The following is a 26,640-nucleotide window of genomic DNA, read 5'->3' as shown; positions in this document are numbered from 1 at the left end:
ATCTACGCTTCGAATACGGCATCCACACAGGAAACGGTTTCGCTGCGACGCCGCCGTGCGAAACCGGCCGTCGGACCGCCGCAGCGCAAGGATTTCCGCGCCCCGCGCGCACAGGAAAGCGCCGCCGCTCCGTTCGAGAGGAGCGGCGGCGCTTCGCAAAGGGACAAAATCTTTACGACGTCGCCCTGAAGAATGCGTTTCGCTGCGGAGCGCGGCATCGCCAACCATGCGTTTCTATCGACACGTCGTCATCATCGCCGTTCAAGCCTTTTGAAGCGTCCCCGGTAGAAGATCAGCAGCGCCAGCGTCACGCAGCAGGCGCACACGTCCGCCACGGGATAGCTCAAGAACACGCCGGCGACGCCGAAAAACCGCGGCAGGATCAGCAGCGAGGGGATGAAAAAAATCACCTGCCGGCTCAGCGACAAAAACAGCGCCGGCCCCGCGAATCCCAGCGCCTGAAACGTCACCGTGCCGACGATCTGAAAGCCGATGATCGCGAACGTCGATTGGAGGATGCGCACGCCCCAGACGGTGAGGCGGATCACCTCGGCGTCGTCGGTGAACGCGCGCACGAAAACGTGCGGAAAGCCGAGCAGGATAATCTCGCCCGTCACGGTGATGACCGTGGCCGAAAGCAGCGCGATCTCGATAGCCCTGCGGGCGCGGCCGTAAAGTCCCGCGCCGTAACAGTAGCCCACGATCGGCTGCATGCCCTGGCCGATGCCGAAGATCGGCATCACGGCGATCGACGAGACCTTCATCATGATCGCGTAAGCGGCGATATGCAGCGCCGAACCGTAATGCGAGATCTGATTCATCAGGATCGTGTTGGCCACCGTCAGCGCCCCCTGGCGCGCGAACTCGGAAACGCCGACGCCGAGGATCTCGGCGTCGATGGCCCAGCGCAGCGGCATGCGGCTGACGCGCAGGGCGATCAGGCTGCGGCGCCCCGTCAGATAGTAGCGAAGATTCCACAGCAGCGTCACCAGCTGGCCGATCACCGTCGCCCAGGCCGCCCCCGCCATGCCCATCTTGAAGCCGAAGATGAACAGCGGATCGAGAAAAACGTTCAGCACCGCCGGCAGCACCATCGAGTACATGGCGTAGCGCGTGTTGCCCTCGGAGCGGATCGTGTTGTTGAAGAGCATCCCCACGATCACCAGCGGATTGCCGAGAAAGACGATGCCGAGATATTGCCGCGCGTAGTCTGCCACCCGCTCGTCGGCGCCCATCATGGCGATCAGCGAATCGAGGAAGAACAGTCCGGCGGCCAGCGTCGCGAAACCCAGCGCCGTCGACATCACGAAGCCGTTGCCCAGCGCCCGTTCCGCGTCGTCGTCAAGCCCCGCGCCCAGTTTGCGCGACGACAGCGAAGCCGTGCCCATGGCCACCCACATGGACAACGCTCCCACGAACAGCTGCAGCGGGAACGCCACCGACGTGGCGGCGATGCCCAGCGGACCGACGCCCCAGCCGATGAAGATCGCGTCGACCACGTTGTACGACGCCATGACGAACATACCGATCATGGCCGGCAGAGACATTTTGGCGAGCAGATGCAGCAGCGGCGCCTGCGCCAGCATTTCACGACGATTTTCCATAAGTTTCCTGCACCTTCCACAAATGTATTGCTTCATGATAACACGATTGTTTTATAAACACTACACGATGCAAATGGAAACGCTCCGTTCCTTTTCCGCGCGGAAACGTCCCTTTTCTAAGCCTGTGCTATAATGAGTCCGGCACAAGAATGCCGGCACAAAATCGCGAAGCGTACCATCATTGCCGTTGTGAAAACGACAGAATAGAGGAGGCTAAATCCCAATGAAAAAATTTTTCATAGGCATTGCGGTCCTGCTTGCGGCGGCCGTCGTCGCCGTCTGCACGCTGGACGTCGGCACAGGCTGGATCGCTCAAAAAGGCGCCGAATACGTGGCCAACACCTATAATCTGGGCGTGTCCATCGGCGGCGCCAAAGGTAATCCCGTCAAAGGCTACACCTTCAACGACATCGAACTGACGCGCGACGGTACATCGCTGATCAAAGCCGGCAAAATTTTCGTCGACCCGGCGCTGCTCAAGCTGATCACCGGTAACGTGGCGCTCGACTGGGTGGAACTGGGCGACATCAAGAGCACCATTCCCCACCTGCTCCAGCTGGCCGAAATCTTCACCGGCCAGAAAGTCACGCTGCCCAGCGCCGTTCCGCTCAACGACCTCCAGCTCAATTCAGTCGGCGGTACGCTGGACGGCAGCGAGGCCGAGGCGGCCTTCGACATCACCCTCAACGGTCTGCCCCTGAAGGGCAGTTTCAAAGTCAGCATGGCCCCCGGCCTGACGATCAGCAAGGGAGACATCAAAACCGCCGGCGGCACGATCAGCGTCAGCGGCGACGTAGCGCCGGCGCTGAATCTCAAGGCCGCTGCCGACAAGGTGCAGATCGGCGATCTGGCGGCCCTCGTTCCCCAGCTGGAAAGTTTCCTCGTCAAAGGTTTGGTCACCGCTGACATGACCGTCACAGGCGAGCCGGACAATCCCGCCGTAGCGGGGACTGTCAGCTTCGAGGACGGTTCCGCCATGGGCTTCCCCGTTTCGGCCAGCACCACGGTCGCGATGAAAGACCTGAAAGTCAATCTCAAGCCTCTGACCGTCAATGCCATCGGCATTCCCACCAAAGGCGACGTGTTCGCCGACCTCGGCGGCAAAACGCCTTCCATCAAAGTGAACATGAACACCGACGGCCCCGTCACCGCCGAAACTCTGCGCAAGAATCTGCCCTCGCTGCCAGCTGAACTGAGCGGACAGGTCGACGCCGTCAACGTCGCGGTCGAAGGACCGGTGAACGCCCTCAAGGGCAGCGCCCAAATCAAAGCCGACAAACTTACGCTCGGCGGCGCCAGCGTCACCGACACACTTTTCAAGGCCGCGTTCAACAGCAAAGGGCTGATCACCGTCTCCGGCGGCTCCAACCTCGCCGGCAATCCCGCCACGCTCAAAGGAACGGTCAACGCCGGCGGCAAGGAAGTGGCGGCCGACGTGGCTTTCAGCGTCAAGGACTTCGACCTCGCCATGCTGCCCAAGATCGTGCCTTCGGCGCCGGCGAACATCAAGGGCAAAGTGAACGCCGCCTTCACCGTTAAGGGCAAAGGCAGCGCCATCACCGCCGGCGGCAAGATCGACTCGCCGCGCGTCTCGCTCAACGACATGAACATCGACAAGGTCAACGTGCCCGTCGCCTTCCAGGGCAGCACGGTGACGTTCAAAAACGCCTCGCTGGTCTTTATGGAACTGCCCGTCACCAAGGTCAACGGCTCCATCACCATGGGCAGCGACAATCTGGCCTTCAAGGAAATGTCCGCGGTCGTCGCCAACGGAACGATCAAGATGGACTCGGTGCTGAAATTCGGCAAAAATCTGAACGGCACCTACGATCTGAAACTGAACGGCATCGACCTCGGCAACGTGATGAACACGTTCGGCGCCGCCTCGCTGGGCGCTTCCGGCAAACTCAGCGGCGGCCTCAAGGGCGAGCTTTCCGACACGGACATCACCGGCGACGGTTCGCTTTCCATCCCCGTCTTCTCGCTTACGGGGCTCAAGTTCGAACAGATCAGATCCTCCCTCAAGCTCTCCAAAATGGTGGCCTCGCTGCCCGATTTCTCCTCCAAATTCGCCGGCGGAACGATCGACGGCAATGCGAGCATGGACATCAACAAGATGACTTACGAGCTCGGCGCCAGCCTGAAGGGCAGCCAGCTCAAGACCATCATCGACCAGATGGCGCCCGCGCTCGGCGGCGGACTGACCGGCACGCTGACCGGCGAATACAAGGCCGCCGGCAAGCTCAGCCCCTTCACGCTCGACGGCGAAGGTTCCGTCTCCTCGGCGGGCGGCAGGATGTACGGCTTCAAGCAGTATCAGTCCATCGTCAACGCCGTCGCCGCGCTGCACGGCAACAAGGGCATCGCCTACGCCAACGCCAGGATCCCCTTTTCCAACGACATCGAAAAGCTGACGCTCAAGGACGGCACCGTCATCAACGCCGAAAAGGGCGACGGCATTTATCAGTACATCAAAGCCAACGGTACCTTCGCCTACGCCGGCAATCTGGACATCAACGTCGACGGCTCCATCAACGCCATGCTCGTGAACACGGCAGCTTCGACCCTGAGCGGCGCGATGGCGGCCGGCGGCGCGGCAGCCCTGTTGACCGGCGGAGCCGGCGGCATCGCCGGACTGATCGGCGGCGGTATCGCCGGCGCCAGCAAGAGCTGGGGCGTCAACGACTTCCGCAACCTGACCTTCCACGTCGGCGGCACCATTGACGACCCCAAGATCGGCAGTTTCAAAGTCAACGGCAAGACTTGGGACGCCAAGGAAGCCCAGCAGGAAAACGCCAAAGTCACCAACGTCAAGGACCAGGCCAAGAACGCCGTTGAAAAGGCCAAAGAAGACGCCGTGAACAAGCTCACCGAGAAACTCACCGGCAAGAGCGGCGCCGAAAGCGGATCCGGCAAAAACAGCGTCAGAGACCAGCTCAACGATGCGCTCAACAAAGAGCTCGAAAAAGGGTTGAACAGCCTTTTCGGTAAATAAGAGGCGGACGCCCGCGGAATAAAAAGCGGCAGTCATAGAACATGGGCGGCGGATTCACATGAATCCGCCGCCCATGTTCTATGACTGCCGTGACGAGCTTCTTTTCTTTTCGAAAAATTGTCGGCAGATAAAGCTGAGGAAAAGTATTTTATCTGTGTGACAGTTCTGCAACAAACATTTTAATGTAAAAGCAACCCTCATTATCACACCGATTACTATGTTTTATTGTTGAATTTTGTATCCATAAAAATTATGATTCAGATGGTTCTTAAAAACTTATCTTTAACAGGAGGAAAATACCGTGAAGAAAAGTATTTTGTGGTGTGCGCTGGCCGCTCTGGCACTGGGAGCCTCGGCAGCCTGCGCGGCGGGCCCGCGGGACGTGACGATCGGCCTGACGGGCGACGCTTATTCGTTTTATCCCTATTCGCTGAACGAAGACCTCAACAACGCCATCATGGAGCACGTCTTCGAGCCGCTCGTGACCCTTGACCGGGAGATCAAACCGCAGCCGCTTCTGGCCGAGAGCTGGGAAACCAACGAAGACGCTTCGATCTGGACGTTCCATCTGCGCAAGGGCGTCACGTTCCACAACGGCAGCGCCTTCAACGCCGACGACGTCCTGTTCTCGTTCGAGCGCGCCAACACGGCCGGCAAGTCGGCCTTCATTTACGCGTTCGCCACCATCGACAAGAGCGAGAAGATCGACGATTACACCGTCAAAATCACCTGCAAGGCGCCCAACGTGCTGCTGCTGGCCCACGTCAAGGACGTGGTGATCCTCGACAAGGAGACCTACGAGGCCCACGACGACGATTACAACGCCAACCACCCCGTCGGCACCGGCAAGTACGCGCTGGCCGAGCACGTGCGCGGCGACCGCATCGTCTTCAAGCGCAACGAAACTTATTGGGGCGACAAACCCGAGGCCGAGAACGTCGTCTACAAGCCGATCACCAACCCCGGCACCCGCACCGCCAACATGATGTCCGGCGCCGTCGACATGATCGTCGACGTGCCGGTGCGCGACGTGGCCATGATCGAGCGCAACAAAAACATCAGCATCGTCAAGATGCCCAGCCTGCGCGTCATCTACCTCAATCCGTCCTGCGTGGAAAACCCCAGCAAGGATTCCAAGTTCCCGCTGGTTTCGCCCACGGGCAGAAACCCGATGGCCGACAAGCGCGTCCGCGCCGCCATGTACCACGCCATCAACGAGGACGAGATCGTCGCCAAGGTCATGAACGGCTTTGCCCTCCCCGCCGCAACCTACTGCCCCGAGGGCTACAACGGCTACAATCCCGAGATCAAGCGCCTTGCCTACGATCCTCAGCTGGCTGAAAAGCTGCTCGACGAGGCGGGCTATCCCCGCCAGGCCGACGGCACGCGCTTCCAGGTGACGCTCGACGCATCCAACGACCGCTACATCAACGACGGCGCCATCGCCACGGCCTGCGCCTCATACCTCGAAAAGGTCGGCATCAAGGTCGTCCCCAATCTGATGTCGCGCAACATTTTCTTCTCCTACATCGGCGCGGTCAATCGGTCGGGAGACAACACGCATCTGTGCCAGACCGGCTGGGCCGACTCCGGCGGCGAGGGAGCGCTGATCGCCCTCGACATGATCTACTCGATGAAGCCCGGCGAGTACGTCAAGCAGGGCTGGGGCGGCGTCAACCGCGGTTATTACAGTAACGCCGAGGTGGACAAACTGATCGAGGAAGCGATGGCGACCGTCGACGCCGCCAAACGCGATCAGATCATGCGGCAGGCGTGGAAGCTGGCCGCCGACGACGTGGCCTACATCCCGCTGCACTTCCAGATGGACGTGTACGCCGTCGGGCCGCGCATCGATTACGCGCCGCGCTACAACAAATACGTGTACGCGTGGGACGTCACGTTCAAAAAATAATTTCCCGGTTCCCGAAAGACACCCATAATGCAGACGGTTCTTTTCACGCGAAAAGAACCGTCTGTCTTTGATGAAAGTCTTTTTCCGTCCTTTTCGCTCCGGAATAGACTGCTTTTCCGCGGAGGTGACCTTTAAGGTGCTTCAGTTTCTCGTCAAAAGGCTGACCCAGCTCGTGCTGGTCGTGCTCGTGGTCTCGCTGATCGTGTTCGTGCTCACGAGCGTGCTGGGCAACCCCGTTTACCTTATGGTGCGCGAAAACGCGACGCCCGAGGAGATCGCGGCCGTCTCGGCCTATCTTGGCCTGGACAAACCGCTGTACGTGCAATACTGGATCTTCGTCAAAAACGTTTTGAACGGCAATTTCGGCCAGTCGTACATGTACCACCTGCCGGCGCTGGCGCTGATCACCGAACGGCTTCCCGCCACGCTGGACATCGTCGCCGTGGCCATGGTGCTCTCGATCTTTCTCGGCATCCCGCTGGGCGTATGGTCCGGCGCGTATCCGAAGAGCCGTTTCAGCAAAAGCGTCATGGCCATGTCCATCGCCGGGATCTCCATGCCGTCGTTCTGGATCGGCATGGTGATGATCTATTTCTTCGGCCTGTATCTCGGCGTCCTGCCCGTGTCCGGACGCGGCGAAACGGGCGTGATCTTCGGAATCACGACCAGCCTCGCCACCGCCGACGGCTGGGCACATATCATCCTGCCGTCGATCACGCTGGCGCTGGGCAACGTGGCGACCATCATCCGCCTCACCCGCGCGGGGATGCAGGAAAACATGCGGCAGGATTACGTCAAGTTCGCGCGCGCCAAGGGCGTGCCCAACCGCAAGGTGCTGTTCGGACATGCGCTGAAAAACACGCTGATCCCGGTGGTCACGGTCTTCGGACTGCAGCTGGGCAACCTGATCGCGTTCACGACGATCACCGAGACGATCTACGCCTGGCCGGGCATCGGCAAGCTGCTCATCGACGCGGTGACCAGCGCCGACCGGCCGATCATCGCCGCCTACATTCTGTTCGTCGCTGTGATGTTCGTGTTCATCAATTTCATCGTGGATCTGCTCTACGTCTTCATCGATCCGCGCATCGACTTGCAGTAGGAGGAGGACGAAAAATGTCTGACGCACACGAGAAAAGCCGAGTCGCACGCTTTCTGGATTCGGAACTGTTTTACAATTTCCGCCACTCCCCTACGGCGATCGCCGGAGCGGTGATCGTCCTGCTCGTGATCCTGATCGCGGTCGTGGGGCCGCAGTTCACGGTGCAGAATCCCTACAACATGGCCGAGCTCGACCTGGGCGACGCCTACAAGCCGCCGTTCTGGCTGGAGGGCGGCGACCCCAAGTTCCTGCTGGGCACCGACCAGCAGGGGCGCGACATGGTCAGCGCCATGGTCTACGGCAGTCGCGTCTCGCTGGTCATCGGCCTGCTGGGCACGTTGATGGCCAGCGGCATCGGCATCGTGCTGGGGCTGATCTCGGGCTATTTCGGCGGCAAGGTGGACGCGCTCATCATGCGCTTTGCCGACGTGCAGCTGTCGTTCCCGTCGATGCTGATCGCGCTGTTCCTGATGTCCATGCTGGGGCGCAGCATCACCAACATCCTGCTGTCGCTGATGCTGGTCGGCTGGGTGCGCTACGCGCGCACGGTGCGCGGCGAAACGCTGCGCGTCAAAAAATGCGAATACATCGAAGCCACGCACGTGATCGGCCTGCCGAACTGGCGCATCCTTTACAAGCACGTGCTGCCCAACGTCTTCGCCTCCATCGTCGTGCTGTCCACGATCCAGGTGGGCGGCTTCATCCTCACCGAGGCGACGCTGAGCTTCCTCGGCCTGGGCGTGCCGATCTCGCGCCCGTCGCTTGGCATGCTCTGCAACGACGGCTTCACGGTGCTTTACAGCGGCCTGTGGTGGGTCTCAATCCTGCCGGGGCTGTACATCATGATCATCGTGTTCGGCATCAACCTCCTCGGCGATTTTCTGCGCGACGAGATGAATCCCAAGCTGAAATGAGGCCCGCCATGGACGACAAACTTCTTTTGCAGGTGAAGCACCTGCGCACGTGGTTCAAAACGTTCAAGGGCACGGTCAAGGCCGTGGACGACGTGTCGTTCGACATCAGGCAGGGTGAAGTGCTGGCCGTGGTCGGAGAGTCCGGCGGCGGCAAATCGGTGACGGGCTTCTCGCTGATCCGCCTGATCGAAGAGCCGGGCTTCATCGAATCGGGCGAGATCCTGTTCGACGGCAAAGACCTCATGACGCTTTCCGAACACGAGATGAACAAGCTGCGCGGCAAGGACATCTCCATGATCTTCCAGGATCCGATGACCTCGCTCAACCCCGTCTACACGATCGGCCAGCAGCTCGACGAAACGCTGCGGCTGCACACGTCAATGAATACGGCCGAGCGCCGCCGGGCCAGCGTCGACCTGCTCAGGGCCGTCGGCATTTCCAATCCCGAAAGCCGGCTCAAGAACTATCCGCACCAGTTCTCCGGCGGCATGAGGCAGCGCGTGGTCATCGCCATCGCGCTGGCGGCCCGCCCGCGGCTGATCATCGCCGACGAACCGACGACGGCGCTAGACGTGACGATCCAGGCGCAGATCCTCAAGCTGATGACCGACCTGATCCGCGCCGAAGGCTGCTCGCTGATGCTGATCACCCACGACCTCGCCGTGGTTTCGGAGGTCGCCGACCGCATCAACGTGATGTACTGCGGCAAGATCGTCGAGAGCGGCGCCGCGCGCGACGTGATCGACCGCAGCGCGCATCCCTACACCCATGGATTGATCAGCTCCATTCCCGACCTGAGCACGGAAAAAGAGCGCCTCGACACGATCCCCGGCATCGTCCCCAACATGTTCGCCCTGCCTTCGGGATGCTATTTCAGTCCGCGCTGTTCCTGCGCTCAGGAACGTTGTCGCCGCGAAGCGCCGCAGCTGCGCGAGATCGCGCCGGGGCATTGCGCCGCCTGCCATTTTCCGCTTCGCGGGGAGGTGAAGTAACATGGCTTGTCTGCTTTCAGTCAAAAATCTCGAACAGCGTTTCGACCTCGACCGCTCGTTCCTCAGCCAGCTCCGCTTCGAAGGCGGGCGCGTCGTGCGCCGCAAACGCGTCGTCCACGCCGTCAACGGCATCAGCTTCGATCTCGAAGAAGGCCAAGTCTACAGCCTTGTCGGCGAATCTGGGTGCGGCAAATCGACGGCCGCGCGCAGCATCATCCGCCTGATCGAACCGGCCGGCGGCTCGGTCCGCTACCGCGGGCAGGACATCGCCCACATCCCGCTGGACGAGATGCTGCCGCTGCGCAAGAAGATGCAGATGATCTTCCAGGACCCTTACGCTTCGCTCAACCCGCGCCAAAACGTCATGGAGATCCTCACGGAGCCGATGCTGTTCCACAAGGTGGCGAGCGGCAAAAAGGAAGCGCGCGCCCGCGCGCTCGACCTGCTGTCCCGCGTCGGCATCCGTCCCGAGCAGGCGAGCCGTTATCCGCACCAGTTCTCGGGCGGACAGCGCCAGCGCATCGGCATCGCCCGCGCCCTGGCCGTGGAACCGGAATTCATCATCGCCGACGAACCGGTGTCGGCGCTGGACGTGTCCATTCAAGCCCAGATCCTCAACCTGCTCATGGATCTGAAGGACGAGTTCCACTTCTCCTATCTGTTCATCGCCCACAACCTCTCGGTGGTCAAGCACATTTCCAATCAGGTGGCGGTCATGTACCTCGGCAGCATCGTCGAGAAGGGCAGCAAGGAGCAGATCTTCGCGTCTCCGCAGCATCCCTACACCAAGGCGCTGTTCTCTTCGATCCCCACGCTGACGGGACACAACATGCGCAACGCCGAAGGGCTGGAAGGCGAGATCCCCAGCGCCGTGAACCTGCCGTCGGGCTGCTGCTTCCACACGCGCTGCCGCTGCGCCATGCCCGTCTGCTCGCAGTGCGCGCCCGAAGAGCGCGAGATCGCGCCGGGGCATTGGGTGCAATGCCATCTTTTTGATCAGTAAAAACCTTTGACGCTCGTTCGAAGGCTTTCTATAATCGACAATGGAAAAAGGGGAGGAAACGCTTTTCCTCTCCTTTTTTCGCAGCGGCCGTTTCGATTCCATCATTTTTTCAGGAAAGGGTGTTTCCCATGGATCTTGTCATTCTGGCTCTGGCGCTTCTGATCGCGCTGCCCGCGGCGGCGCGCGCTTGCACGACCGTGGTGATCGGGCGCGAAGCTTCGCCGACGGGGCACGTGATCGTCGGGCACAACGAAGACGACGGCGGCCGTCTCGTCAACCGCCACGGTTACGTCCCCGCCGCCGACCACGCTCCCGGCGAAACGCTGCCGGCCGAAGATGGTTACGCGCTCATCCCGCAGGCGGCGCACACGCACGGATTCTACTGGAGCGAGATGAAGGGCGCCTCCGGCGGCATGTCGACGGCCGACTCCTTCTACAACGACCAGGGCGTGCTGATCGTCAGCGACAGCTGCGTCGACTCCAAGGAAGACCTCGAAGACGCCTCGCGGCTCAGCGAGGGCGGCATCGGCTTCAACCTTCGCCGCGTCATGGCCGAGCGCGCCAATTCCGCCCGCCACGCCGTGGAAGTGGGCGTCGAAATGCTCGAACGCTACGGTTACGTTTCCTCCGGTCGCACCTACACCTGCGCCGACGCCGACGAAGCGTGGATGCTTCAGGTCGTCAGCGGCCGCCGTTACGCCGCGCGCCACGTCGGCGACCGCGAGGCGGCGTTCATTCCCAATTACTATACGATCCACGAGATCGATTTCGACGACCGCGACAACTTCATCGTCTCGCCCGATCTGGTCGAGTACGCGCAAAAGAAAGGCTGGTACGATCCCGCTCAGGGCGCGTTCGACTTCGCGCGCGCCTATCAGGCCGAGAAGGATTGGATGGGGCCGGGCAACACGTACCGCAGCGCCGCCGGCTATTCGATCCTGACGCGCAGCCCCTTCTGGCGCGAAGACCGCTACCCCTTCGCCGTCGTGCCGAAGCGTCCCGTCGCCGTGGAACAGGTCATGGAAATCCTGCGCTGCTACTACGAAGGCTCGTTCCTCGACCCCGCCTGGGCGCGTATGCAGTTCCCCGGCGGCGCGCCGCACGATACGGAGATCCGCCGTATCTGCACGGGCACGACCATGGAATCGTCCGTCACCGTCTTCGGCGATCGGGATCGTCCCGAGACCACGACGATGTGGCTGTGCGCAGGGCGCCCGAGCGAACTGCCCTATCTGCCCTTCCATCCTTTCTGCGGCGTGCCCGCCGCGCTGGACACGATGGGAGACGAAGCGCCGGCGCTTTTGGCCGTTCACTGCCGCCCCGACGCGGAGATCGCGACATGGCGCGACAACGGCTGGCAAAAGCTGCGCGACTTCCAAAACCTCTTCGAACTGGTCTTCCAGCAGCATCACGACGAGCACGAACGCTGGCTGTGGAGTTACGAAAACGGCCTTGCGCGGCGCGAAAGCGAACTGCAGGCGCGCGTCGCGGCGCTCGACGACAGAGAACGCGCCGCCGCGCTGCTGCGCGAGCGCGACGCAGCCGTCGCCGCCGAAGCGTTGGCCGCCATCGGCGAGCAGGAGAAAAACTTGCGCCCCGTCGCCGTCAGCGCCTCCCCCGCCGCCACGGCGATGGACAGCGCCGAAGAGATCGAGTTCAGCTTCGCGCTCACGGACGGGCGCATCCCCTCCGAGGACGCGCTGCTGCTCACGCTGGGAGGCACCAACGCCCGTCTGATGGGCATCCGCCCCGTCGCCGGTTCGTTGCGAGCCGAAGAGGGCCGCTGGACTGTCCGCGTTAAAGCCGCCGATCTGCAGAAAGCCGGCGTGCCCGGGACCTTCGATTACTGGCTCGGAGGACGCGACCAATGGGGGCGCTCCTTCGGCGGCCGCTGCTTTTTCACGTTCACGGAGCGAACGGCATAGGAAATGTTCCACGTGGAACATTTCGCGCCGGACACAGTCAGTCGTGCGATCTCTTCAACATGAAAAATCCACGATGAAGGAAACGCCGCGGCCCGGTCAGCGCTGACCGGGCCGCGGCGTTTTTATCTCATACTGATTCTTTGCGGAGCGGTTAGAACAGGTTGCCGTCCGCGTCGAATTTCAGTTCGTACGGCGCGCCGACGACCTCCATGTGCGAATGGGCGGCGACCGCCGGGAGCAATGCCTCGGAGACTTCGATCTCGTCGAGGGCAAGGGTGTTTTTGATGCGCACGAGGCGCAATTTCGACGGGTCGAGCACGTTGCAGGTCTTGATGCAGCCCTGGATGGCCTGACGGTCGCTCTTCAGCACCATGGGGATCTTCACCGTCAGCGGCACGGTGGAAGTGATGGCGTTCGGATAGGTCTGCTCCATGCTGAACTTTTCGTAGGCGCGCATGGTGGTCACGTCGAGCATGCCCAGACCGTTGCCGTTGCCGTGCGAGACGTCGGTGATGTCGAGCGCGGCGACGCGGGTGATCTTCGGGCCGCCGGAGGCGTAAGGCGTGTTGTAGCGTCCCACCACGTTGGTGTCGAAGCCCGTGCCGGCGATGTTCTTGCCGATCTCGTCCATGATCAGCACGTCGAATTCGTCGAGCTGGATCTTGGCCAGCAGCTCCCATGCGCGTTCGAGCAGCACCGGTTCGCGCCCGAGCACTTCGTCTTTGCGCATCAGTTCGATCTGCGCCGTCTCGTGATAGGCGTTTTCCAGCAGCGCCACGCAGCAGAGCACGTTCTTCTTGGCCAACGTTACGGCGGCGATGGCGGGAATGTTCTCGGCCATGTGCCCGAAGCCTTCGGCGTGGCAGAAGTCCGCGCCTTTCTGCTTGCCCATGCCGATGGCGCACATCTTGCAGATGCCGCTCTCCACTGCGCCGCGAAATCCCGTGTGCGGCTTGACGCGGTTGACGATGATGATGGCGTCGGCCGCGTCGGCATACTTGTCGAGGTAGACGGGACGACCGTTGGCAGCCGTGCCGAGCCGTACCGTTTCCATCGTGGAACGAACCGGCGCACCCATGGTTTCTTCGCTGATGCCGAGGCCGGCCAGCATGTTTTTCTGTCCTTCGGCGGTGGCCCCGCCGTGGCTGCCCATGGCGGGGAAGATAAAGGGCTCGCCGCCTCGCCTTTTCACCGCTTCGACCAGCGTCCTGATGATCAACGGATAGTTGGTGATGCCGCGGCTGCCGGCGGTGATGGCAACGGTCATACCGGGCGCGACGGAATCGAGATAGCGCCCCGTTTCCAGCCCGGTACGCAGCTCGCCGGCGGGGTCCGGCACGCAAGGGCGGGGAAAGTTCTGGCGGACTTTCACGAACCGGGGGATCCGGATGGGATCCAGCGCTTCATCGATGAACGACATGAACATGCACTTCCTCTTCATGGGAAAATAGCGATCTTTCGAGGCGGCCCCGCGCAGGCGCGCGCATTCTCGGAAGTCGGACTGGCGATTCATTCCTATCACAAGTCCCGTTCTTTGTCCAAGTCATGAAAACGCATAAGGTTATGAGCCGGCGGCTATGCGGCGAAAAACAGCCGCCGCCAAGGAAGCGGAGAGCCGCTTTTCCGTCGGCTACGGCTGAATCATAGTCTGGATGATCTGTTTCAACTCGGTCCCCTTTTGCATCGTGTAAAGGGGCACGCCCTTTGGGGCGCACAACGCAGTGAAATAACCGTCGGCATTGCCGTCGGCGCGCACGATCACGTAGTCGGCGTCGCCGGCGAACGACAAAAACGGCTCGGAATTTTTATAGCGCCGGGCCATGCCTCCAAGATGCATGGCGACCACACTGACGTTGTGCTTCTTCGCCTCTTCCACGATGCGGCGGCACCGTTCGCACTCGTCGAGTATGCTCATTCCGGCAACGACGTGGCTGATCCGTCCGTCGCGGGTGACAACGGCGCCCGTCGCATCGGAACCAAGCGAACAGCAGCACACGCTGTTGCCGCATCCCAGCACGGCAAAAAGCGTACGGCATGAATTCCAGTCCACGTCTTCGGGCTTGATGTCAAGGCCGTATTCATACTCGATCTTGAGGCGGTGAGCAAAGATCTTTGCCAAATTGGCGTCGATGCACTGCCCAAAGCCCGTGATCAGCACCGGTGCCCCGAGTTTCGGAATCGGAGGGTTCCCGGCCGCAGCCACGCCCGACTGCAGGAGGGCTGCGCAGAGAAGCGGCCCCCAGCGGAAAAGTTTTCTCATTGGCAAAACGCCTCCTCGCTTTACGGGGACGGAGCTTGCGCGTCGCTCTGAGGGAACGGCGGCGCCAACTCCCCGTGTATTATCGCCGATCGCATAAGTCGGCCCATTTCCCCGCGATTATAGCACAGGAGCGCGCACGGTTCTCGATCGCCCCGCAGCACAAAAAAACCGCCGCGCCGCTCGGACCGGCGAGAGCTCGTAACGGGCTCCCGTTCGCGTCACGGGCGCAGCATGGCGGGGATAAGCTGCTTCAGGTCGGCGGTCTTTTCGATCGTGCAGAGCGGCACGTTTTTTTCGGCGCAGAGAGCGGTGAAGTAGCCGTCCTGATTGCCGTCGGCGCGAACGATCACGAAATCCGCGTCGCCGGCGAAAGGCAAAAACGGCTCCGAATTCTTGAGACGGCGCGGCTCGCCGCCGATGTGCATGGCGATCACCTTGACGCCGTGCTTTTTCGCCCCCGCCAGGATCTCGGAACAGCGGGCCGATTCGTCGAGAATGCTCAGTCCCGATACCGTCGGGCTGGGCCTGCCGTCGCGGGTGATGACGATCGCCGTCGAATCGGCGTCGAACGAGCAGCAGTACACGCTGCTGCTGCATCCCAGCACGGCGAAGACCGTCCGGTATTTGCCCCAGTCCACGTCCTGCGCGGGCACGTCGAGCTTATATTCGTAATCGATCTTGAGGCGGCGGGAGAGGATGTTGACCAGGTTGGCGTCCTGACTCTGACCGAAGCCGGTGATCAGCACGGGCGCTTCGACGCGGGGCAGCGACGGGAGTTCGGCAGCCGGGGTTCCGCCCCGCGCGAAGACCGCCCAGATAAGGATGGCGAGGCAGGAAAAATTCTTCATCGTTGAAAGATCTCCTTGATCATTACGGCAGCTGGTTCGCTTCGTTTTTTTCATTTGACAATCGGAGCGCCCCGTGTTAGTTTGAGGAATCCATACTGCGCCATGAGGTGAAACAATCCGTTTCCCGGGATTATAGCACATGCGCAGGCAATTTTATTTTCGGCAACGGAGGCCTTTGGATGAAAAAACTTTTCCTGCTGCTGACCGCTCTGACGCTGGCGTGCCGCGCCCCGGCCGCGGCGGCGGACAAGAAGCTGACCGTGGTCGCCACTGTTTTTCCGGCCTATGACTGGGTACGCGTCATTCTCGGCGAACGGGCCGAGCAGGTTCGCCTGAAACTGCTTTTCGACAATGGCGTGGACCTGCACAGCTATCAGCCTACCGTCAACGACATGATCATGGTTTCGTCGTGCGACCTCTTCATCGGCGTGGGCGGCGCTTCCAACAGCGCCCTGTCCGGCGCGGTCGGCAAGGACGTGGCCGTGATCGATCTGCTTGCCTCTCTTGGCGAGAGCGCCCGGGAAGAAGTTCCCGCGGCCGGTGAAACGTCGGAGCATCGCCATCATGATCACGCGCACGAAGAGCCGGAGCTGGACGAACACGTGTGGCTGTCGCTGCGCCATGCCCAGCGCTTCTGCCGTCTCATCGCCGAGAAGCTGGCGGCACTCGATCCCGAGGGCGCGCCGCTCTACCGCGCCAACGCCGCGGCCTACATCGCCCAACTGCAGGCGCTCGACGGCGAATACGCGGCCATGGCCGCCTCGGCCAAGCGCCGCACCGTCGTCTTCGCCGACCGTTTCCCCTTCATCTACATGACCGAAGACTACGGACTGGAGCACTACGCCGCTTTCAGAGGCTGTTCGGCCGAGAGCGAAGCCAGTTTCAAAACCGTGGCCGTTTTGGCGGGCAAGGTCAAAGAACTTGACTTGCCCGCCGTGCTGGTGTTGGAAAACTCGGACCGCAAGATCGCCGCAACGGTGCTGCGCACGGCCGGCGGCCGGGAGCGGAAGATCGTCGCCATGAACTCCATGCAGTCCTGTACCGCCCGGGATCTGGAACGCGGCGTGACCTACCTTTCGATCATGCAAGACAACCTTGCCGCGCTGCGCGAAGCGCTCGACTAGGACGGGAAGACCTCCATGGCTCTGCTTACCTGCGAAAATGTCGCCGCCGGCTACGAGGGCGCGCCGGTGATCGAAGGGCTGAACTTCGCCGTCGAGCGCGGCGACTATCTCTACATCGTCGGCGAAAACGGCTCCGGCAAAAGCACGCTGATGAAGACCGTCCTCGGCCTGATCAAGCCGCGGACGGGACGCGTCGTCACCGGCGAAGGACTGAAACGGACCGAGATCGGTTACCTTCCCCAGCAAACCGCCGTGCAGAAAGATTTTCCCGCCAGCGTCAGGGAGATCGTGCTGTCGGGCTGCCTGAACCGCATGGGGCTGCGGCCGTTTTACACGCGCCGGGAAAAAGAACTGGCGGCGCGGAACATGGCCCGTCTCGGCGTGACGCCCCTGGCCAGTCATTGCTACCGCGAACTTTCGGGAGGACAGCAGCAGCGCGTGCTCCTCGCCCGCGCGCTCTGCGCCACGCGCAAGCTGATCATGCTCGACGAGCCAGTGACCGGCCTCGACCCCAGAGTCACGACGGAAATGTACGAGCTTGTGGCGGCGCTGAACCGCGACGAAGGGCTCACGGTCGTCATGATCTCCCACGACATCGCCGCCGCCGTGCGCTACGCCGCGCATATCCTCCACCTCGGCGGAGGAAAATACTTCTTCGGCTCCCGTGCAGAATATCTGGGCAGCGCCGCCGGCCGGATCTTCACGCACCGCGAAGGGGGAAAGCAGTGATGTCCGCCATGTTCACCCAACTCGCCGCGTATTTTCAGTATCCTTTCGTGCGCTACGCGTTCATCGTCGGCGTGCTCGTGGCGCTGTGCTCGTCGCTGCTCGGCGTGACGCTGGTGCTGAAACGCTTCTCGCTGATCGGCGACGGCCTGTCGCATGTGGCCTTCGGCGCCATGGCCGTGGCCGCCGTGCTGAAGATGAACAGCACCACGGCGCTGACGCTCCCCGTCACCGTGGCCTGCGCCGTGCTGCTGCTCCAGGGCGGGAGGACTCGCCGCATCAAAGGCGACGCCGCCGTCGCCATGCTCTCCGTCAGCGCCCTCGCCATGGGCTATCTGCTCATGAACGTTTTTTCGCGCTCGGCCAACCTGTCCGGCGACGTGTGCAGCATCCTCTTCGGTTCCTTCTCGATCCTCACGCTGGATCCGTTCGAGGTCAAACTCTGCGCCGTCCTCTCCTTTGTCGTCATCGCCGTGTTCGTGCTGTTCTATCACAAGATTTTCGCCGTCACGTTCGACGAAGAATTCGCCGCCGCCACCGGCACGCGCGCCGGGCTGTACAATCTGGTCATCGCCGTCGTCATCGCCGTGATCATCGTGCTGGCCATGAATCTCGTCGGTTCGCTGCTGATTTCGGCGCTGATCATTTTTCCGGCGTTGAGCGCCATGCGGCTGTTCACATCGTTCCTCTCGGTCACGCTCTGCTCCGCCGCCGTTTCCGTGCTGTGCGCCGCCGCCGGCATCGTCGTCTCCGTGCTGGCGGGGACGCCTGTCGGATCCACCATCGTCGCCGGCAACATCCTCGTCTTTCTGCTCTGCGCGGCACTCGGCCGCCTGAAAGGGGCCGCACGATGAAACGCCTCGCCGCAGCGCTGTTCCTCCTCGCGGCGCTGGCCCTCCCCGCGCCGGCCGCGCCGGATATCGACCTCGCCGCCATGGGGCGCACGATGCTGTTCGCCGCCGTCTACGACATCAAGAACAATCCCGAAAGCTACCTCGGCCGCCGCATCAAAATGACCGGCCAGTTCGCCATCATTCAGGGCGCCGACGCTCAGGGACAGCCCGATCCCGACAAGATTTTCTACAACTGCGTCATCCCGATGGCGCAGAACAGCCTCGAGTTCGGCGTCGCCGGCGAGCTGTACTACCCCGAAGATTTCCCCGATCTCGAAGCCCCCATCACCGTGGAAGGCGTTTACGAGAAATACGAGGACAACGGCACAACCTACTACCGCGTCGGCCAGTCCGCCATCGACTTTTAACGCCACCTCTTAACGGAACGGCCCGACGGCGAGCGAGCGCCCAGATGTTAAGGCTTTCTCAAGAATCGATTGACAGTCCTATGACGCACGCGATGACAGAAAAAGGCGCTGAGAGACAAGTCTCTCAGCGCCTTTTTCATAATGCCGGGGGAACGACACTTCCGCTTTTTCCCTCTCCAGTCTGCGGGCGCGCCGCAAAAAGCGGCGGTTTTTCTCGAAGCCTTGGCCGTCCCTTCCCCACTTTTTCGGGAACCAGCGTCACTTGACGCGCACATAAAGGCCCGCCGTGCCGCCGTCGTACACGTCGGTGTCCGCCGAGGTCGTGCCGACGCGCAAACCGTTGGCGGCCGCCATTTTCTTCAGGTTTTCGCGCACGCCTGCCTCGGCCCCCGCCACCTTGTAGCCGACGAACCACTGTCCCGCGTCGGCTCCGGCGATAAATTCGTACCGATCGCCGCTCAGCTTCTCCGGCGCGGTCACGTAGGTTTTCAGTTTGGCGATGTCGGGCGACAGCGCGCCGCCGACGTTATCGGCGTAATACAGCCCGGCCGCCAGCTTGAGGCTGTGCAGATCGGCGACGATCCGCGTCGCTTCGGCCTTGTCGGCGCTCGATCCCATCGTCAGCATCATGCTGCCGGAAAGAATGCCGATCACCGTGACCACGATCAGCAGTTCGATCAGCGTAAACCCCTTGCTCCTTCGCACCTTCCTCATTCTCCGACCACCTCGTCTTCGCCGAAATCAAGCGCCGGATCGGGCGCCAGCCCGACGTTATCCCGGCGGCCGCTCTGCCAGGCCGCGTAACCGGCGGCGGCCACCATCACCGCGTTGTCGGTGCAGAACATCTTCGAGGGCAGAAAGCTCTTCCAGCCCTCGTGTTCCGCCACCGCGCGGCGAAAAGCGCTGTTAGCCGCCACGCCGCCGGAAATCGCCACTGACTTCACGCCCGTCAGCCTCACGGCCTGTTCGAGACGGGCGATCAGCGTCTTCACCACCGTGTTCTGGAACGAAGCGCAAAAGTCTTCCAGCGGAATTTCTTCGCCCTTCTGACGCAGACGGTTCACCTGATTGATCGCCGCCGTTTTCAAACCGCTGAAGCTGAAGTCCAGCCCTTCCAGATTGTGCAGCACGTCGGGAAACTCGAAAGCGCCCGCGTCGCCCGCGGCGGACAGGCGGTCGATCACCGGGCCGCCGGGATAAGGCAGGCCGAGCGCTTTCGCCACCTTGTCGAACGCCTCGCCGGCCGCGTCGTCCTGCGTGGCCCCCAGCATCTGATATTCGCCGCAGCCCCTGACGAGCACGATCTCGGTGTGCCCGCCGGAGACGACCATGCACAGAAAAGGGAACTTCAGGTCTTCATGATCGATCATGTTGGCGTAAATGTGCCCTTCCAGATGATTGACGCCGAGAATGGGAACCTTCCACGCCTGCGCGTACGCCTTGGCCGTCATCACGCCGACCAACAGCGACCCCATCAACCCCGGGCCGCACGTCACCGCCACGAGGCCGATCTGCTTTGCGGGATCGGCGACGCCGCCCTCGTCGAGAACGGCCCGCGTCAGCGGCAGGATCGCCTCCAGATGCATGCGCGAAGCGTACTCGGGCACGACGCCGCCGAACGCCGCGTGCCGTTCGATCTGGCTGGAGATCTTCCAGCTCAGGACGCGCCGCGGTCCTTCGAGCAGCGCCACCGACGTGTCGTCGCAGCTGCTCTCGATCCCCAGCGTCAGAAAACGCCCGTCTAGTGGCAGCATCCGCTGCATCCGCTGCACGATCCCGAGCAGCACGCCTTTCTCCGCAACGGTTCGCCCTCTTCATGGACGAACGCCTTGCCCCCGCATTTCGGACAGCGCGACGGGCGGGCGTCGGAGCTGATCCGCTCGCCGCAGAGCGCGCACTTGAACACATGCCCAGCCATTGTCACTCACCTCTCGGGAATCGTCAATTTCACGGAATATCCGTCGTAGCCGAAAACGACCTCGCTGCCGCCGCGCGACTGCGAACGCGGCACGCCGAAAGCGATCGCGTCCTGCGTATCGGGGGCCAGATTGCCCGTCTCCTTGGAAAGCAGACTCGTGTAAATGCGCCCGGGCGGCAGCGGCTCGCCGTTGACTGTCAGCTTGCCGGGATCGAAGTTCCAGCGGTTCATGGCCCGGTAGCCGAGGATCACCAGGTTGCACTTGGCGCGGGCCGCCTTGTCGATATACGACGCGTTCCAGACGATGTCGTCGGGAAAGTTGCCAGGCTCGGCGTAGATCCGTGCCGACAGCGTCCGGTCCACGAACTGGAACTGCAGTTTGGCGTCGGCACCGACCATCAGGTCGCCGACGCGCGTGCCGCCGATCCACAGCAGCACCGAGCGGGCTCTCATCAATTCTTCGTCCTTGTTCGCCGAAGCGGCAAAGGCCGAAACTGCCCCCATCGTCAGAAGCATCGCCGTCCCAAGAAGTTTTATCATTTTCTTCATTCTCACAAACTCACCTCTGTTTTTCTGCGCCCGCGGACAGCCGGCGTCATTTCTCCCGCGGCGTTTTCCGACGGACGGCCTGAAAGATCAGGCTCCACTCTTCGCACTTCAGTTTCAAAGTCGTTATACCATAAACGGCCGCGCACGCCGCGGCGATTCCGACGATCCAGAGCCCGCGCCGCAGCAGCGAAGCGTCGGCCGGATAACGCCACAGCGTTCGCCACGCCAGTCCCGCCGCAAGCGTCAGCGCGCAGGAGACGGCGATCTTCGCCAGCCAGCCGGCCGAAAACAACCGCAGCGGCGCCGTCATGGCACGACGCAGCAACGCAACGCCGACGCCGCTGGAAAACGTGAACGCCAGCGAACTGGCCAGCGCAATGCCGTTCATCTTCATCGGCGACACCAGCGCCGCCGAGAACAGCAGCGTGCCCGCCACGCTGGCGGCCGTCATCGTCATCGCCGCGCGCGGCAGCGAACGGGCGAAAAGCGCGCGCATCAGCACCGTCGCACAGGCCATGCCCGGCAGTCCCAGCGCCGCGTAAAAAAGCGTCGAGGCCGTGCCGCGCCACGCTTCCGCGTCAAAAGCGCCGCGGAAGAACAGAAAATTCACCGCTTCGCTGGACACGAGCAGCGTTCCCAACGTCACCGGCAGGATCACGAACAGCGCGAAGCGCAGCGCGTCGCGCAGCGTGCCCGCAAATACCTCGTCGCCCTGCCGCACGCAGCGCGCCAGTTCCGGCAGCACCGCCTGCGAGATGGCGATCACCACCAGGCCGAGCGGCAGCTGGATGACGCGGTTTGAATAGTTCAGCATGGAGATGGAACCGTCGGACAGGAACGAACCGAACAACCGCCCCAGCACGGGATTGACCTGGTTCAGCGACAGCCCGGCCGCGTAGGGCAAAAACAGTGCCAACATGCGCCTCAGATCGGGATCCTGCCAATCCGGACGGGCGGGCACCAGCAGCATATCCTTGCGGCAAACCGTCCACCACCACTGAAACGCCAGCTGCGCTGCGCCGCCCAAAAGCACCGCGCCGACCAGGCTCTCCACGCCGAATCTTGACGCGCAGAACAGGACGGTCATAATATAGACGGCGTTGCTGAGCGCCGGCGCCAGCGCCGGCACGAAAAAGCAGTTCAGGCTGTTGAGCGCCCCCATCGCCAGCGCAGACACCGAGATCAGCAGCAGGAACGGAAAAAGCTGCCGCGTCATCGCCACCGCCAGCGCTTTCTTTTCGCCCGCGAAGCCCGGCGCGATCAGGGCGATCAACTGCGGGCTGAACACGATGCCGACGGCCACCGCCAGCGCGCCGGCGCCGAGGATCACCGTCAGCGCCTGACGGGCCAGACGCTCGGCACGGCGATGCCCGTCCCGCTCCAGAACCTGCGAGAACACCGGCACAAAGGAAGCCGACAGCGCGCCCTCGGCCAGCAGCTGGCGGCCGAGATTGGCGACGGTGTAGGCCACGAAAAAGGCGTCCAGCGAACGTCCGGCGCCGAAATACGCCGCGGTGATCACCTCGCGCAGCAGCCCGAGAACGCGACTTGAAAACGTGCCGATCATCATCGTCAGGGCGTTGCGGATCATGTTTCCCGATTTTTCACTTGCCATGAAGTTTCTCCCGCTCTCACGCGAGTTTTCGCGGATTTTCCATAAAAGAGACCCGCCCCGCTGAAACGGAAATGTTCCACACGGAACATTTCCGTTCGGGGTGGTCAATCGAAAGGAGCCGCAAGAAAATATGAGAATCCATACCACCGTCTGGGGCGTCGGCAATCCCCTGCTGCGTGACGACGCCGTCGGGCTCGAGGTGGTGCGTCTGCTCGGCAAGAGGAAACTGCCGAACTTTTCGCTGCGCCTCTGCGAGCTGGCGCCCGCCAATTACCTCGCCACGCTGAAAAAGGAATGTCCGCGCCGTTTTCTGCTGATCGACGCCTCCGACATGGGGCTGCCGCCCGGAAGCCTGCGCCGTTTCCCGCTGGCACGCGTCGACGATCCGTCCTTCACCAGCCACGATCTGCCGCTGCCGCAGCTTTTAGCCGGCGTGCTGCCGCCTGACTGCGAAGTCTGGGTCATCGCCATTCAGCCGCAAAGCGCTGCCTTGGGCATCGGCCTTACGTCCGTCGCGGCAAAAGCGGCGCAGGCGTGCGCCAAACTGATCGCCGCAGGGCAAAGCGACCAAATCGACGCGCTTGAAAAGAGTGGGGAATCGTCCGTTTAATTGAGCCGAAACGAATCGCCCAGGTAATATTTTCTCGCAAAGGGATCGTCGGCAATTTCCGCGGACGTTCCCTTCACCTTGATTTCGCCCTGATAGATGATGTAGGCGCGGTCGGTGATGGCCAGCGTGTCGCGCACGTTGTGGTCGGTGATCATGATGCCGTAGCCCTTGTCCTTCAGGGTTTTTACGATCTGCTGAATATCGCCGACCGCGATCGGGTCGATGCCGGCGAACGGCTCGTCGAGCAGGATGAAATCGGGATCGAGCGCCAGCGTGCGGGCCACTTCCAGCCGGCGGCGCTCGCCGCCGGAAAGGGAATAGCCCATCACGTCGACGAGCGCCGTCAGGCCGAATTCCTCCACCAGCCCGTCGATGATCTGCCGGCGCTTCTTCGTCTCGATGCCGCGCTCCTGCAGCACCAGATCGATGTTGTCGCGCACGGACAGGCTGCGGAACACCGAGGCTTCCTGCGGCAGATAGCCGATGCCGCAGCGGGCGCGCTGGTACACGTGCAGTCCCGTGATGTCGCGGTCGTCGATCCTGACGACGCCCGAATCGGCCTCGATCAGGCCGACGATCATGTAAAAGCTCGTCGTCTTGCCGGCGCCGTTGGGGCCGAGCAGCCCCACCACCTCGCCGGTGCTGAACTCGAGGCTGACGTCGTTGACGACGTGGCGTTTCTTGAAGCTCTTGTTCAGCCCCGTCGCGCTCAGCGTTTTGACGGCGCTCATTTCTTGCCGCCCTTTTCGCTTCCCGCAGTAGGGGCGCCATTCTTCGCGGGCGTCCGCGGTGACGGTTTCAGATTCGTCAAGTCCACGGAGATGCGCGGCGTTCCTTTGGCCTCGAGCCGCCCGGTGTCGGGATGGTAAATCAGCGTCTGGGCGCTGATGCGGCGGCCGTCCTGTACGGCTCGGGCGTTGCCCGTCGCCGTCACGACATTGCCGCCCACGGAGTAGACGAGTTTTTCGCATTCGATCGTCGTCTCTTTGGTCCTGCCGCTTTTGGACTGCACGTGAATCTTGGCGCTGCCGGTTCCCGTCAGCGTATCGGCCGCGCGGGAATAGGACAGCTCGTCGCACCAGAGGCGCGAAACCTTCTCTTCATCCTGCTGCACGACCGTGACGTTCCCCTTTCCTTCGGCCGCGCGAAGCCCTTGGGCATCGTAATCGCCGCTCAGCGCGGCGCAGGTCATGACCATGCTGCGGTCTTTGTCCTCGAAATGCGTCACGTCCTCGGCGCCGAAAGTCTGCCCGCTCAGCCGCGCCGTGGCCGCGCGCAGCACGCGGCTGCCGAAGGCGGCGTCCACGCTCCCCTTCATCGCATAGCTGCCGCCGGAAACGGAAAAGTCGGCCGTCAGCTCGGCACACACGGCGTCGATCTTTTCGCCGCGATACGTGCCGAAAACGTGCACGCTCCGCCATAGGCGCGCCTTCTGCGTTTTCGTGCTGGCCTCGCCGTAAGCGGAGGTCAGCGTCACGTCCTCGCGCTTCAGCGTCACGTGCCCCTGCGCCTTGAACTCGCCGCTTTCCATATCGTAGTCCATGGCGTCGGCGGTCAGCTGCGTGGCGACGGGAGCCGCCGGCAGCGCAGCGCCTCCCGCCGCCAGCAGCAGAACGCTCCAAAGAATTTTCGCGGAAAAGTTTCTCATCGCTTATTCGGAATAATCGCCGCCGTCGTTGCCGCCCTTCGTGGGCGCGTTGTCGGCGCGGAAATCGCCGCGGTCGGCGATGATCTTGCGCTCGGGCAGCGGATTCCACGTGCCGCGGCGGTTAACGATCTCAATCACCTTGTCGGCCGTGCCCTCGGCGTTGAACGCCTTGATGAAACGTTCCGCCCAGTATTCCGTCTCGTCGAGAATGCGGTCCAGATATTTGTCGGGCAGGGCGAGGATCTTGTCGCAGAAGGGCAGATTCGCTTTCTTGTAATCGCCCGACTTGCGGCTCATGCCCTTGCCGTCGCAGTACGCGACGATCTCGTTCCACAGATCGGCGGGAATGCCGCGGTCCGCTTCCTTGACGTAGGAATCGCCCTCGATCACCGCGTTGCCCGTGTCGGGCTCCATCTTGATGCCGAAGATAACGTTCTGGAACAGCGTCGCCACGTTGCCCTTGACGATGCCGTATTTGCGGAAGCGGGCGCATTTTTCGATGTCGGTGCCGGAGATGCCGTGCTGAGCGATGCTGACGCCGTAAGGCCGCAGCGCCGCGGCGATCTCCTGCGTGCGCTCGAGGTTGATGCCTTCGTCCTGCCCCATCGTCTTGTCGTAGGTGCCGTGCTTGCTGCCGTTGGAGATGGCGATCAGGTCGGGGAAGATGCCCCACGAGTTGAGCCCGCCGATGAAATACGACGCTTCTTCCACCGTGGAGAACTCGCCCGGTCCCTTGATCTCGCCCACCTCGGCCTCGAGCCCGAAGTACGGCGGCACGTGCATGGCCACGTCGCGCGTGGCGCAGAGATTGTTCCAGTCGTCGAGATGCGAGGCGTCGATCGCCACCGACGTCCAGCCCTTGGCGACGATCTCGCCCATCTGCGCGACCGCCCTCATCACGTCCTCTTTGCCCTTGATGCCGTAATGATCGACGTGCATGGCGAAGACCGCGCCGTGTCCCAGTTCCTGGGAATACTGCACGGCATAATCGACGAGATTGCCGAAATTGGCGCCGCAGTAATTGGTCTCCGACTTGGCGATCTCGATCAGCACGGCGGCGTCGTGTTTTTTGGCGGCGCGCAGCACGCCCTTGGCCGTGAGCGGATGACGGGCGTTCGCCGCCAGCACGATCGCCTCGTTCTCCTTCATGGCGGCGAAAATATCGCGGCCGCTGAACAGCCCCACGTCTTCGCCTTCCCAGCGGTTCCTCACGTTCAAGGGGCGACGGTCGAGCGCTTTGCGGTAAAGTTTGTCGTTGACGTTCATGATCGTTTATACTCCTTTTCTAAAATAGGATTTTTTGAAGAGAAATTTGTCGTTTCCGCAAAAACTTTCAGCTCAATTATAGACTCTGAACGCCATAAGTTCAAACGCTGCGGCGCTTTTGGGGCGTTATTTTCGGACGAAACACAACCGCCTCGGGAACATCGGTAAATTTTCAGAGTAAATGCAACCTCGTCAAAGTAAATGCGACGGGGTTGCATTTACTTTGACAGGACAAAAGCAGCAAGCAGTCATTACGAACACATAATAACGATCAAGATTGCGCTAACGGAGCAAATTCAAGGGGATGAAAAGCTGTTACGAGGAAATTGTCCGAAAAAAGAGCATACAAAAGTGACCCTCAACTGAAA

At 62.0% G+C, this 26,640-nt stretch carries 24 protein-coding genes; 12 read left to right on the top strand and 12 right to left on the bottom strand.

The features are described 5' to 3' along the window. Positions 1-251 precede the first annotated feature (251 nt). Positions 252-1,604, bottom strand: a complete 1,353-nt coding sequence (locus tag D7D26_RS04915) for an MATE family efflux transporter (RefSeq protein ID WP_158606275.1) — start codon at positions 1,602-1,604, stop codon at positions 252-254. Positions 1,605-1,827: 223 nt separating this feature from the next. On the opposite strand from D7D26_RS04915, the gene D7D26_RS04910 reads away from it, so the two are divergent. From D7D26_RS04910 to D7D26_RS04880, 7 genes are all read left to right on the top strand, one after another. Continuing rightward, positions 1,828-4,599, top strand: a complete 2,772-nt coding sequence (locus D7D26_RS04910) for a hypothetical protein (RefSeq protein ID WP_120372269.1) — start codon at positions 1,828-1,830, stop codon at positions 4,597-4,599. Positions 4,600-4,900: 301 nt separating this feature from the next. Beyond that, complete coding sequence (locus D7D26_RS04905) at positions 4,901-6,511, top strand: ABC transporter substrate-binding protein (protein ID WP_120372268.1); 1,611 nt, start codon at positions 4,901-4,903, stop codon at positions 6,509-6,511. A gap of 136 nt (positions 6,512-6,647) precedes the next feature. Then, entirely contained in the window at positions 6,648-7,613 is a 966-nt protein-coding gene (locus D7D26_RS04900) for an ABC transporter permease (protein WP_078016022.1), read from the top strand. A 14-nt stretch (positions 7,614-7,627) separates the two neighbouring features. Continuing rightward, positions 7,628-8,527: an ABC transporter permease gene (locus D7D26_RS04895; protein WP_120372267.1), complete on the top strand. Its 900-nt coding sequence runs from the start codon at positions 7,628-7,630 to the stop codon at positions 8,525-8,527. Between the two features lie 8 nt (positions 8,528-8,535). Then, complete coding sequence (locus tag D7D26_RS04890; protein ID WP_120372266.1) at positions 8,536-9,519, top strand: ABC transporter ATP-binding protein; 984 nt, start codon at positions 8,536-8,538, stop codon at positions 9,517-9,519. Position 9,520: 1 nt separating this feature from the next. After that, positions 9,521-10,522: an ABC transporter ATP-binding protein gene (locus D7D26_RS04885; RefSeq protein ID WP_078015960.1), complete on the top strand. Its 1,002-nt coding sequence runs from the start codon at positions 9,521-9,523 to the stop codon at positions 10,520-10,522. 128 nt (positions 10,523-10,650) lie between these two features. Continuing rightward, positions 10,651-12,447, top strand: coding sequence for a C69 family dipeptidase (locus D7D26_RS04880; protein ID WP_120372265.1), 1,797 nt, complete (start codon positions 10,651-10,653; stop codon positions 12,445-12,447). 151 nt (positions 12,448-12,598) lie between these two features. On the opposite strand, the gene D7D26_RS04875 is transcribed toward D7D26_RS04880, so the two are convergent. The 3 genes from D7D26_RS04875 to D7D26_RS04865 all read right to left on the bottom strand — a co-directional run bounded on the left by D7D26_RS04875 (position 12,599) and on the right by D7D26_RS04865 (position 15,555). Further along, a complete protein-coding gene (locus D7D26_RS04875) occupies positions 12,599-13,867 on the bottom strand; it encodes a lactate racemase domain-containing protein (protein ID WP_233543466.1) in 1,269 nt (422 codons plus the stop codon). A gap of 210 nt (positions 13,868-14,077) precedes the next feature. Next, a complete protein-coding gene (locus D7D26_RS04870) occupies positions 14,078-14,707 on the bottom strand; it encodes a DUF6305 family protein (RefSeq protein ID WP_120372263.1) in 630 nt (209 codons plus the stop codon). 218 nt (positions 14,708-14,925) lie between these two features. Beyond that, positions 14,926-15,555, bottom strand: a complete 630-nt coding sequence (locus D7D26_RS04865) for a DUF6305 family protein (protein ID WP_120372262.1) — start codon at positions 15,553-15,555, stop codon at positions 14,926-14,928. Positions 15,556-15,734: 179 nt separating this feature from the next. On the opposite strand from D7D26_RS04865, the gene D7D26_RS04860 reads away from it, so the two are divergent. The 4 genes from D7D26_RS04860 to D7D26_RS04845 are packed head-to-tail and all read left to right on the top strand — an operon-like array spanning position 15,735 to position 18,666. Beyond that, positions 15,735-16,679: a metal ABC transporter substrate-binding protein gene (locus D7D26_RS04860; protein ID WP_120372261.1), complete on the top strand. Its 945-nt coding sequence runs from the start codon at positions 15,735-15,737 to the stop codon at positions 16,677-16,679. A gap of 15 nt (positions 16,680-16,694) precedes the next feature. Next, on the top strand, positions 16,695-17,408 hold the full coding sequence (locus tag D7D26_RS04855) for a metal ABC transporter ATP-binding protein (protein WP_120372260.1): 714 nt from the start codon (positions 16,695-16,697) through the stop codon (positions 17,406-17,408). Then, on the top strand, positions 17,408-18,259 hold the full coding sequence (locus D7D26_RS04850; RefSeq protein ID WP_120372259.1) for a metal ABC transporter permease: 852 nt from the start codon (positions 17,408-17,410) through the stop codon (positions 18,257-18,259). The genes D7D26_RS04855 and D7D26_RS04850 overlap by 1 nt, the downstream gene beginning before the upstream one ends. Continuing rightward, positions 18,256-18,666 (top strand): hypothetical protein, encoded by a 411-nt coding sequence (locus D7D26_RS04845; protein ID WP_078015954.1) that lies wholly within the window; start codon positions 18,256-18,258, stop codon positions 18,664-18,666. Before D7D26_RS04850 ends, D7D26_RS04845 begins: the two co-directional genes overlap by 4 nt. A 258-nt stretch (positions 18,667-18,924) precedes the next feature. Here D7D26_RS04845 and D7D26_RS04840 read toward each other — a convergent pair whose 3' ends face one another. The 5 genes from D7D26_RS04840 to murJ are packed head-to-tail and all read right to left on the bottom strand — an operon-like array spanning position 18,925 to position 22,748. Further along, on the bottom strand, positions 18,925-19,380 hold the full coding sequence (locus D7D26_RS04840; RefSeq protein WP_120372258.1) for a type II secretion system protein: 456 nt from the start codon (positions 19,378-19,380) through the stop codon (positions 18,925-18,927). Beyond that, on the bottom strand, positions 19,377-20,420 hold the full coding sequence (gene tsaD / locus D7D26_RS04835; RefSeq protein WP_120372257.1) for a tRNA (adenosine(37)-N6)-threonylcarbamoyltransferase complex transferase subunit TsaD: 1,044 nt from the start codon (positions 20,418-20,420) through the stop codon (positions 19,377-19,379). The genes D7D26_RS04840 and tsaD overlap by 4 nt, the downstream gene beginning before the upstream one ends. Next, complete coding sequence (locus D7D26_RS12465; protein WP_199674698.1) at positions 20,408-20,584, bottom strand: hypothetical protein; 177 nt, start codon at positions 20,582-20,584, stop codon at positions 20,408-20,410. Before D7D26_RS12465 ends, tsaD begins: the two co-directional genes overlap by 13 nt. A 6-nt stretch (positions 20,585-20,590) precedes the next feature. Beyond that, the gene (locus D7D26_RS04830; protein ID WP_120372256.1) at positions 20,591-21,133 is read right to left on the bottom strand and encodes a hypothetical protein; all 543 of its coding nucleotides are present in this window, start codon (positions 21,131-21,133) and stop codon (positions 20,591-20,593) included. A 46-nt stretch (positions 21,134-21,179) separates the two neighbouring features. Further along, positions 21,180-22,748 carry a murein biosynthesis integral membrane protein MurJ gene (gene murJ, locus D7D26_RS04825; RefSeq protein ID WP_233543465.1) on the bottom strand — a complete coding sequence of 523 codons (1,569 nt, stop codon included), beginning with the start codon at positions 22,746-22,748 and terminating at the stop codon, positions 21,180-21,182. A gap of 130 nt (positions 22,749-22,878) precedes the next feature. On the opposite strand from murJ, the gene D7D26_RS04820 reads away from it, so the two are divergent. After that, positions 22,879-23,358 carry a hydrogenase maturation protease gene (locus tag D7D26_RS04820; protein ID WP_120372255.1) on the top strand — a complete coding sequence of 160 codons (480 nt, stop codon included), beginning with the start codon at positions 22,879-22,881 and terminating at the stop codon, positions 23,356-23,358. Here D7D26_RS04820 and lptB read toward each other — a convergent pair. Genes lptB through D7D26_RS04805 form a run of 3 tightly spaced genes read right to left on the bottom strand, consistent with a single transcriptional unit; the run spans position 23,355 to position 26,272 of the window. Further along, positions 23,355-24,089 carry an LPS export ABC transporter ATP-binding protein gene (gene lptB, locus D7D26_RS04815; protein WP_120372254.1) on the bottom strand — a complete coding sequence of 245 codons (735 nt, stop codon included), beginning with the start codon at positions 24,087-24,089 and terminating at the stop codon, positions 23,355-23,357. The two genes, D7D26_RS04820 and lptB, sit on opposite strands and share 4 nt — an antisense overlap. Then, entirely contained in the window at positions 24,086-25,006 is a 921-nt protein-coding gene (locus D7D26_RS04810) for an LptA/OstA family protein (protein WP_120372253.1), read from the bottom strand. Before D7D26_RS04810 ends, lptB begins: the two co-directional genes overlap by 4 nt. Before the next feature lie 3 nt (positions 25,007-25,009). Beyond that, positions 25,010-26,272, bottom strand: coding sequence for a class II fructose-bisphosphate aldolase (locus D7D26_RS04805; protein WP_120372252.1), 1,263 nt, complete (start codon positions 26,270-26,272; stop codon positions 25,010-25,012). Positions 26,273-26,640: the final 368 nt, after the last annotated feature.

The sequence above is a fragment of the Pyramidobacter sp. CG50-2 genome (assembly GCF_003612005.1).
GTDB lineage: Bacteria > Synergistota > Synergistia > Synergistales > Dethiosulfovibrionaceae > Pyramidobacter.
This window is presented reverse-complemented; position numbering and strand designations above follow the sequence as displayed.